Raw genomic sequence first — 9,331 nt, forward strand, 5'->3', positions numbered from 1 at the left:
ATCGGGTCACCCAGCTTCGTCCCCGTACCGTGCGCCTCCACCACGTCCACATCCGCCGCGGACAACCCCGCGTCCGCCAGCGCCGCCCGGATCACCCGCTGCTGCGCCACCCCACTGGGCGCCGTCAGCCCGTTGGACGCGCCGTCCTGGTTGACCGCCGAGCCCCGCAACACCGCCAGCACCCGGTGACCGTTGCGCCGGGCGTCCGACAGCCGTTCCAGTACGACCAGGCCGACGCCCTCGGCGAAACCGGTGCCGTCCGCGCCGTCGGCGAAGGCCTTGCAGCGGCCGTCGGGGGCCAGGGCGCGCTGCCGGCTGTAGGCGGTGTGCACACCGGGGGTGCTCAGGACGGCGGCACCGCCGGCCAGTGCCAGCGAGCACTCGCCCGCCCGCAGTGAGCGCATCGCCAGGTGCAGGGCGACCAACGAGCCGGAGCAGGCCGTGTCGACGCTGAGCGCGGGGCCGTTGAGGCCCAGGGTGTAGGAGATCCGGCCGGCCATCACGCTCAGCGCGTTGCCGGTGACCAGGTAGCCGTCGATGCCGTCCGGCGCCTCGTGCAGCCGCGGGCCGTACTCCTGCTGTTCGGAGCCGACGAAGACACCGGTGGCGCTGGAGCGCAGTGAGGAGGGGTCGATGCCGGAGCGCTCCAGGGCCTCCCAGGCGACCTCCAGGAGCAGTCGCTGCTGCGGGTCCATCGCCAGCGCCTCGCGGGGCGAGATCCCGAAGAAGTCCGCGTCGAAGTCCATCGCTCCGCCGAGGAAGCCGGCCTCGCGTGCGTAGGTCGTGCCGGCCTTGCCCGGGTCGGGGTCGAAGAGCCCGGCGAGGTCCCAGCCGCGGTCGGTGGGGAACGGCGACTGGGTGTGCACCTCGTCGCGGACCAGCCGCCACAGCTCCTCGGGTGAGGAGACGTCGCCCGGGAAGCGGCAGCCCATGCCCACCAGCACGATCGGGTCGCCGTCGTGGGCCACCACGTGCGGGGCCTCGTCGGCCGGTCCGCCCAGGCCCAGCAGGACCTCGGCCAGGTGACCGGTGAGCGCCTCCGGTGTGGGGTGGTCGAAGAGGACGGAGGCGGGCAGCCGGGCGCCGGTGGCCTCGGAGAGCGCCTTGACCAGGCCGACCATGGCGAGCGAGTCGAGGCCGAGGTCGCGGAACGAGCGGTCGGTGGCGAGTTTGGAGCCTGCGGCGGGCACGCCGTGCGGGTGCGCCTGGCCGAGCACGGCCTCCAGGTGGCCCCGGACGAGCAGGCGCAGCCTGTCCCGCGCGTCGGCGGGCGGAAGGGCCGCGAGGGCGGTGACGAACTGCTCCGGTGCGGCGGGCTCCTGCGGGCGGACGCCGTTCTCCGACTCGCTCATCGGCGCGTTCCCTTCGTGTCGGTTCTGTTCCATGGCTCAGTCCGCCAGTTCGTTGTCGAGGACGGCGAAGAGTTCGTCGTCGCTCGCCGTCCCGTAGTCGTAGTCGGAGGTCTCCAAAGCGTCGCCGTCCGCCGTCAGCAGGCTGCGCACCAGGGCCTCCAGCCGGGTGGCGACGGCGCCGCGGTCGGCGTCCGTCCGCTTCAGCGTCTCGGCGAGCCGGTCGATCTCGGTGAGCGCGAGCCGTGTCGGGTCGGGTCCCCGGTCCACGAGCGCCTCGTCCAGGTGGGCGGCGAGCGCGATCACCGTCGGATGGTCGAAGACCAGAGTGGCGGGCAGCGTCAGTCCGGTGGCCGCGGCCAGGATGTTGCGCAGCTCCACCGCGGCGAGGGAGTCGAAGCCCATCTCGCGCAGCGCCCGCCGGTCGTCGACGGTCTCGGGGTCCTGATGACCGAGGACGGTGGCGACCCGGCCGCGCACCAGGTCGACCAGCAGTTCCGTCCGCTCCTCCTGCCGCAGCGGGGCCAGTCGGCGGCGCAGGTCCTCCGGCGTGTCCTGGCCCGCGGCGGTTTCCGCCGTGGTCCGGGCCGCGTGGGGCACCAGGTCCCCGAGGATCGGGGGGAGTTCGCCGCCGCGGGCGCGGAGGGCCGCGGTGTCGAAGCGGATCGGCAGCAGCGCGGCGTCCGGCGTGCCGAGCGCGGCGTCGAGGAGGTCGAGGGCCTCCCGCCGTTTCAGCGCCGGCATGCCGAGCCGTCGCATCCGCTGCCGGCCGGCCTCGTCCAGGTCGCCGGACATCCCGGCGTCCTCGTCCCACAGTCCCCAGCCGAGCGAGAGGGCGGGCAGCCCTTCCCTTCGGCGGTGCTCCGCCAGGGCGTCCAGGAAGACGTTGGCGGTGGCGTAGCTGGACTGTCCCGCACCGAGGAGGGTGCCGGCCGAGGAGCCGAAGAGGACGAACGCGTCGAGGTCGCCGGCGAGTTCGTGGAGGTTCCAGGCGGCGTCCACCTTGGGCCGCAGGACCGCGGCGAACCGCTCGGGGGTGAGCGTGTCGAGCAGTCCGTTGTCGACCACCCCGGCGGCGTGCACCACCGAGCGCACCGGGTGCCGCTCCAGCAGCTTCGCGAGGGCGTCGCGGTCGGCGGTGTCGCAGGCGGTGACCGTCACGGCGGCGCCCAGGCCGGCCAGTTCGGCGCGCAGTGTGTCGGCCCCCGGGGCCTGCGGGCCCCGCCGGCTGACCAGCACCAGTTCGCGTACCTGGTGGCGGGTGACCAGATGGCGGGCGACGACCGCGCCGAGTCCTCCGGTGCCGCCGGTGATCAGCACCGGGCCCTCCATTCCGCCCGGTCGGATCTCGGTGACCCGGGCCAGCCGGGGCGCGCTGAGGGAGTCGGCGCCGAGCGTCGTCTCGGGCTCGCCGGTGCCGACCGCGGCGGTCAGCCGGGCGGCCAGCCGGGCACCGGACGGTGCCCCTTCGTCGAGGTGCACCAGGGCGAGGCGGCCGGGGTGCTCGGCCTGCGCGGCACGGACCAGCCCGGCCAGCGGGGCCTGGCTCAGTCCGGTGCCGAGGGTGACGACCAGGCGGGTGGCCGACAGCCGTGTGTCGCCCAGCCAGCCGGTCAGCACGGCGAGCAGGTCGAGCGCCGCGGCGCGCACCGCGTCGGGCACCGGCCCCGCGTGGCCGGGGCAGTGGTGGACCAGCACCGTGGGCGCCGGGTCGTCCGGGACCGCGGCCGGCTCGGCGTACACCGGCAGGCCCGTGCCGGACGCGGTGGCGCCGAGGCCCAGGTGGTCCGTGCCGAGGACGGCCAGGCCGGTGGGGTCGGCCGGGGCGGCGGGGGCGGGGAGCTCCTTTCGGGTGATCCGGTGGAGCCAACGGGGCGCGGCCGCGAACGCCTCGGCGGAGACCGGCCGGGCGACCAGCCCGGCCACCGAGGCCAGCGGCCGGCCCGTCATGTCGGCGACCTGCAGGGCGGTGGTGTCCGCACCGGCCGGCGCGATCCGCACCCGTACCCGCGGGGCGCCCTCGCCGAGCAGTCGTACGCCGGTCCAGGCGAACGGCAGGACCGGGCTCTCGTCCGGCGCGCCCAGCAGCAGCGCGTGCCAGCAGGCGTCCAGCAGCGCGGGGTGCATCCCGTAGCGGGACGGGTCGACCCCCTCGGGCAGTTCGACCTCGGCGAAGACCTCTTCGCCGCGCCGCCAGGCGGCCCGCAGCCCCTGGAAGGCGGGGCCGTAGGCGTAGCCGCGGTCGGCGAGCTCGTCGTACGCGCCGACGACCGGCAGGGCCTCGGCACCCGGCGGCGGCCACGTGGTCAGGTCCGCCGCGTCGTCGGCGGTGGGCCCGGCGTCCTCCTCGACGAGCCGGCCGGTGGCATGGCGCTGCCAGTCCCGGCCGTCACGGGAGTGGATGCGCACCGTGCGGCCGCCGTCGTCCTCCCGCTCGCCGACGTCCACCCGGACCGCTACGGCGGCGGACGCGGAGCCCGCCGGGGGGAGGACGAGCGGCGCCTCCAGCATCAGCTCGCGGATCACCGGTGTGCCCGCCTCCCGGCCCGCCCGGAGGGCGAGTTCGACCAGCGCGGTGCCGGGCAGCAGCACCTGGTCGTGGACGGCGTGGTCGGCCAGCCAGGGCTGGGCGCGCAGGGACAGCTGCCCGGTGAGGGCGACCGAGTCGCCCTCGGGGGCCGGGACGACGGCCGCCAGCAGCGGGTGGTCGGCGACCTCCTGCCCGGCGGCGGTCACGTCACCGGCGTGCGGGGCCGCCTCCAGCCAGTAGCGCCGGTGCTGGAAGGGGTAGGTGGGCAGCTCCGCGCGGCCGGCCGGCGGCAGCACCGCCGACCAGTCCACCGGGACGCCGCGGGTCCAGGCCCGGGCGAGGCCGGTGAGCAGGGTGGTGATCGGCTCCCGGTCACGGCGCTGCACCGCGGCGAACGCGGAACCGGACGCCCCGCACTCCCGGCCCAGGGCGGTGAGCACCGCGTCCGGGCCGACCTCCAGGAAGGTGGCGGCGCCCGCCTCCTCCATCCGCCGGACGGTGTCGGTGAAGCGGACCGTTTCCCGCACGTGCGCCACCCAGAACTCGGGGTCGCACACGTCCCCGGCGGCCATCACCGGCAGCCGCGGTTCGCGCAGCTCCACCCCGGCCACCACCTGGCGGAAGGCGTCGAGCATGGGCTCCATCAGCGGGGAGTGGAAGGCGTGCGAGACGGTCAGCCGGGAGGTCCTGCGCCCCTGCTCGGCCAGCCGCGCGGCGAGCGCGGTGACCGCGTCCTCCTCGCCGGAGACCACCAGCGAGCGCGCCCCGTTGACCGCGGCGAGGGAGACGCCGTCGCCCAGCAGGGGCAGTACCTCCTCCTCGGTCGCCTGTACGGCGATCATCGCGCCGCCCTCGGGGAGCGCCTCCATCAGGGCGCCGCGCGCGGCGACCAGGGAGCAGGCGTGCTCCAGGGAGAGCACCCCGGCCGCGTGGGCGGCGGCCAGCTCGCCGACGGAGTGCCCGCCGACGCAGTCCGGCCGTACGCCCCAGGACTCCAGCAGCCGGAAGAGCGCCACCTCGACGGCGAACAGGGCCGGCTGGGTGTAGCGGGTGCGGTGCAGCAGCGCGGCCTCCGGGGTGTCCGGGTCGGCCCACATCACGTCGGTCAGCGGACGGTCCAGCTCCTTGTCGAACACCGCGCACACCTCGTCCAGCGCGGCGGCGAACTCCGGCCGGGTGCGGTGCAGTTCGCGGCCCATGCCCAGCCACTGGGAGCCCTGTCCGGAGAAGAGCAGACCGAGCCCGCCGGCGGTGACGGCGCCGGTGACCGTCCCGGCGGCGGTACGTCCGGTGGCGAGCGCGGAGAGCGCGGGCGCCGCGGCGGTGGCGGCCTCGTGGGCGGGCACCACGACCACCGCGCGGTGGGCGAACCCGGTCCGGGTGGTGGCCAGCGCCCGGGCCACGGCGGGGACGTCGGCCGGGGCGCCGGCGTCGTCCGAAGCGGCGGCGGTCAGCACCGGGAGCAGACGGGCGGCCTGTTCGGCCAGGGCGTCGGGGGTCCGGGCGGAGAGCAGCAGCGGCAGCACCGCTCCGTCGTCCTCGGCGTGCGGGGTCCGTGGCGCGGCCGGCGGTCCGTCGGCGGGTGCCTGCTCCAGTACGACGTGCGCGTTGGTGCCGCTGATACCGAAGGACGACACCGCGGCGCGCAGCGGCCGGTCCGTCCGCGGCCACGGCCGGGTCTCGGTGAGCAGTTCCACCGCGCCCGACGACCAGTCGACCTGGTCGCTGGGCCGCTCCACGTGCAGGGTCGCGGGCAGGGTGCGGTGGTGCAGTGCCATCACGGTTTTGATGACGCCGGCGACCCCGGCGGCGGCCTGGGTGTGGCCGATGTTCGACTTCACCGAGCCGAGCCACAGCGGGCGGTCCGCGTCCCGGTCCTGGCCGTAGGTCGCCAGCAGCGCCTGGGCCTCGATCGGATCGCCGAGGCGGGTGCCGGTGCCGTGGGCCTCGACCGCGTCCACGTCGGCGGCGGTGAGCCCGGCGTTGGCCAGCGCGGCCCGGATGACCCGCTGCTGGGAGGGGCCGTTGGGGGCGGTGAGGCCGTTGGACGCGCCGTCCTGGTTGACCGCCGAGCCGCGGACCACGGCGAGGACGCGGTGGCCGTTGCGGCGGGCGTCCGAGAGCCGTTCCAGGACGAGCAGGCCGACCCCTTCCGACCAGCCGGTCCCGTCGGCGGTGTCGGAGAAGGACTTGCACCGGCCGTCGGCGGCGAGCCCGTTCTGCCGGGCGAACTCCACGAAGGTGCCCGGGGTGGACATCACCGTCACACCGCCGGCCAGCGCCAGGGAGCACTCGCCGGAGCGCAGCGCCTGGGCCGCCCAGTGCAGGGCGACCAGTGAGGAGGAGCAGGCGGTGTCCACGGTGACCGCCGGGCCCTCCAGCCCGAGGCTGTAGGCGACCCGGCCGGAGACGACGCTGTTGAGGGTGCCGTTGCCGAAGTAGCCGATGAGGTCGTCGGGGACCGTCGTCAGGTTGCTGCCGTAGTCCCGGTACATCACACCGGCGAAGATCCCGGTGTCGGTGCCGTGCAGCGAGGCGGGGTCGATCCCGGCGCGCTCGAACGCCTCCCAGGACGCCTCCAGGAGCAGCCGCTGCTGCGGGTCCATCGCCAGCGCCTCGCGCGGCGAGATCCCGAAGAACTCGGCGTCGAAGTCGGCGGCGCCCCGCAGGAAGCCGCCGTGGGCGGTGTAGCTCTGGCCCGGTTCGGTGCCGTGCAGCGCCTCCAGGTCCCAGTTCCGGTCGTCGGGGAAGGCCGTGATGGCGTCGGAGCCCTCGCGGACCAGCCTCCACAGGTCCTCCGGAGAGGCGACCTCGCCGGGGTAGCGGCAGCTCATCCCGACGATGACCACCGGGTCGTCGTCGGCGGGGACCGCGGTGGCGGGACGGGCGGGCGCGGCCGGTGCCGGCGCGGTGTCCGCCCGGGCCACCAGGTGGGCGGCGAGCGCCTGCGGTGTGGGGTGGTCGAAGACCAGTGTGGCCGGGAGCCGGCCTCCGGTGACCGCTGCGAGCCGGTTGCGGAACTCGACCGCGGTGAGCGAGTCGAAGCCGAAGTCACTGAAGGCGCGGCGCGGTTCGACGTCCGCGGCGCTCTCGTGCCCGAGCACCGCGGCGACCTCGGCGCACACCACGCGCAGGACGTACGGCACCCGCTGGTCGGCGGGCAGCCCGGCCAGCTTCGCGGCGAACGGCACCGGGCCGTGTCCCGCCGTACGGCGCGCGGCGGGACGGCGCACCAGGTCACGCAGGACGGACGGGAGCTGCTCGTCGGCGGCCCGGGCGCGCAGCGCGGCCGGGTCCAGCCGCAGCGGGGCGAGGACCGGTCCGTCGGCGGCCAGGGCGGCGTCGAACAGCGCCAGTCCCTCCTCGGTGGTCAGCGCGCCGACGCCGGTGCGCTCGATCCGGGCCCGGTCCGTCCCGCTCAGTCCCGCCGCCATGCCGTCCTCGCCCCACAGACCCCAGGCCATGGAGAGGGCCGGCAGGCCCTGGGAGTGCCGGTGCCGTGCGAGGGCGTCCAGGAAGAGGTTGGCGGCCGCGTAGCTCCCCTGGCCGGCGGCGTCCAGCGCCCCGGTCGCGGAGGAGAAGAGGACGAACATCGGGACGTCGCCGGCGAGTTCGTGCAGGTGCCAGGCGGCGTCCGCCTTCGGACCGAAGACGGTGCCCAGGCGCTCGGGGGCGAGCGACTCCACCAGTCCGTCGTCCAGGACGCCGGCGGCGTGCACCACTCCGTCGACCGGGTGCGCGGCCAGCAGCTCCCGTACCGCCTCCCGCTCCGAGACGTCGGCGGCGACCAGCACCGCCTCCGCGCCGAGCGCGGCGAGTTCGGCGCGCAACTCACCTGCTCCGGGCGTCTGTTCGCCGCGCCGGCCGACCAGCACCAGTCGGCGTACCCCGTGCCGGGCCGCCAGGTGCCGGGCGACGGCGGCGCCCAGTCCGCCGATGCCTCCGGTGACCAGTACCGACTCCGGCACCCGCGCCGTGCCCGCCGGGCTCACGCGGACCCATCGCGGCACCCGCAGGACACCGTCCACCAGGGCCGTCTCCGGCTCGCCCGTACCCAGCGCGCGCCGTACCGCCCGCTCCTCGGCGGCGGGGTCGGTGCCGGCGGGGACGTCGACGAGGACGAAGCGGCCGGGGTGCTCCCCCTGCGCGGCGCGGACCAGGCCCCAGACCGGCGACACGGACAGCCCCGGCTCCCCCGCCCCCGGGGCGGCGCCCCGGGTGAGGAGGACGAGGCGCGCCCGGGCGAAGCGGGCCTCCGCCAGCCAGGTGTGCAGCGCGGACAGCACGTCCGCGGTGGCCGCGCGGGCGGCCTCGGGCACGGTCCCTCCCGGCGTGTCCGGCGCGGAGATCCGCACCACCACGACGTCCGGGAGGGCGCCGTCCGCGACGTCCGGCCCGGCCAGGCCCTCGACGAGGTCGTCGACCACGGTCAGGGGGCCGTCGAAGTCGGCGGAGTGCGGGGCGTCCTTCCACTCCGTACGGTGCAGCGCGCCGCCGCCCGGCAGTTGCCCGGCCGTCACCGGCCGGGTCGCGAGCGACTCCACGACCGCGACGGGCTCCCCGTCGGCGTCGGCCAGCGCGACGGACATCCCGTCCCGGCCGTGCCTGGTCAGCCGTACCCGCAGCTGCTCGGCACCCTCGCGGACCACCGAGACACCACGCCAGGCGAACGGCAGCGTCACCGTGCCGGACTCCAGGAGGACGCCGGCGTGCAGGGCGGCGTCCAGCAGCGCCGGATGCACACCGAAGCCCTCGCCGACGGCGTCCTCGGGGAGAGCGACCTCCGCGTGGACGACGTCCGCGGAGGTCACCGTCCCGCGCGACCGCCCGTCCGGGGTTCCGTCCGCGGCGTCGGAGAGCCAGACGGCGCGCAACCCGGTGAAGAGCGGACCGTGGTCCACCCCGGCGTCCACCAGCCGTTCGTACACCTCGGCCGGGTCCACCTCGCGCGCACCCGGTGGCGGCCACTCCCGCAGCGACGGCAGCACCGGTTCCCTCGGGCCGACGGTGCCACCGGCGTGCTCGGTCCACGGCCCGTCCGAAAGCCTGCCGTGAAGGGCGATCGCCCGTACGCCGTCCGCGTCCGCCTCGCCCACCGTCACGCGCAGCCGTACCTCGCCGGTCTCCGGCACCACCAGCGGGGCGTGGAGCGTCAGTTCCTCCACGGTCGGGCAGCCGACGTGCCGGCCCGCATGCCGTGCCAGCTCCGCGAAGGCGGTGCCCGGCAACAGCACGGTCCCGTGCACGGCGTGCTCGGCGAGCCAGGGCTGGCGGGCGAGCGAGAGGCTGCCGGTGAAGGTCACGCCGTCGGAGTCCACCTGGTCGAGGACGGCGGCGAGGAGGGGGTGGCCGGCGGGGTCCTGCCCGGACCGGGCGACCCCGGCATCCGGACCGGACCGCTCCAGCCAGTACCGCCGCCGCTGGAACGGATACGTCGGCAGATCCCACCACA

General features: G+C 76.2%; 2 protein-coding genes. Both read right to left on the minus strand.

Annotated elements, in window-relative coordinates; all coding sequences use genetic code 11:
• A partial coding sequence (locus RM812_RS39760; protein WP_449657863.1) for a beta-ketoacyl synthase N-terminal-like domain-containing protein occupies positions 1–1,250 on the minus strand: 1,250 nt, incomplete at its 3' end.
• A gap of 138 nt (positions 1,251–1,388) precedes the next feature.
• Complete coding sequence (locus RM812_RS39765; RefSeq protein ID WP_311585495.1) at positions 1,389–9,320, minus strand: type I polyketide synthase; 7,932 nt, start codon at positions 9,318–9,320, stop codon at positions 1,389–1,391.
• Between the last annotated feature and the right edge of the window lie 11 nt (positions 9,321–9,331).

Source organism: Streptomyces lancefieldiae (assembly GCF_031845825.1).
Lineage (GTDB): Bacteria > Actinomycetota > Actinomycetes > Streptomycetales > Streptomycetaceae > Streptomyces > Streptomyces lancefieldiae.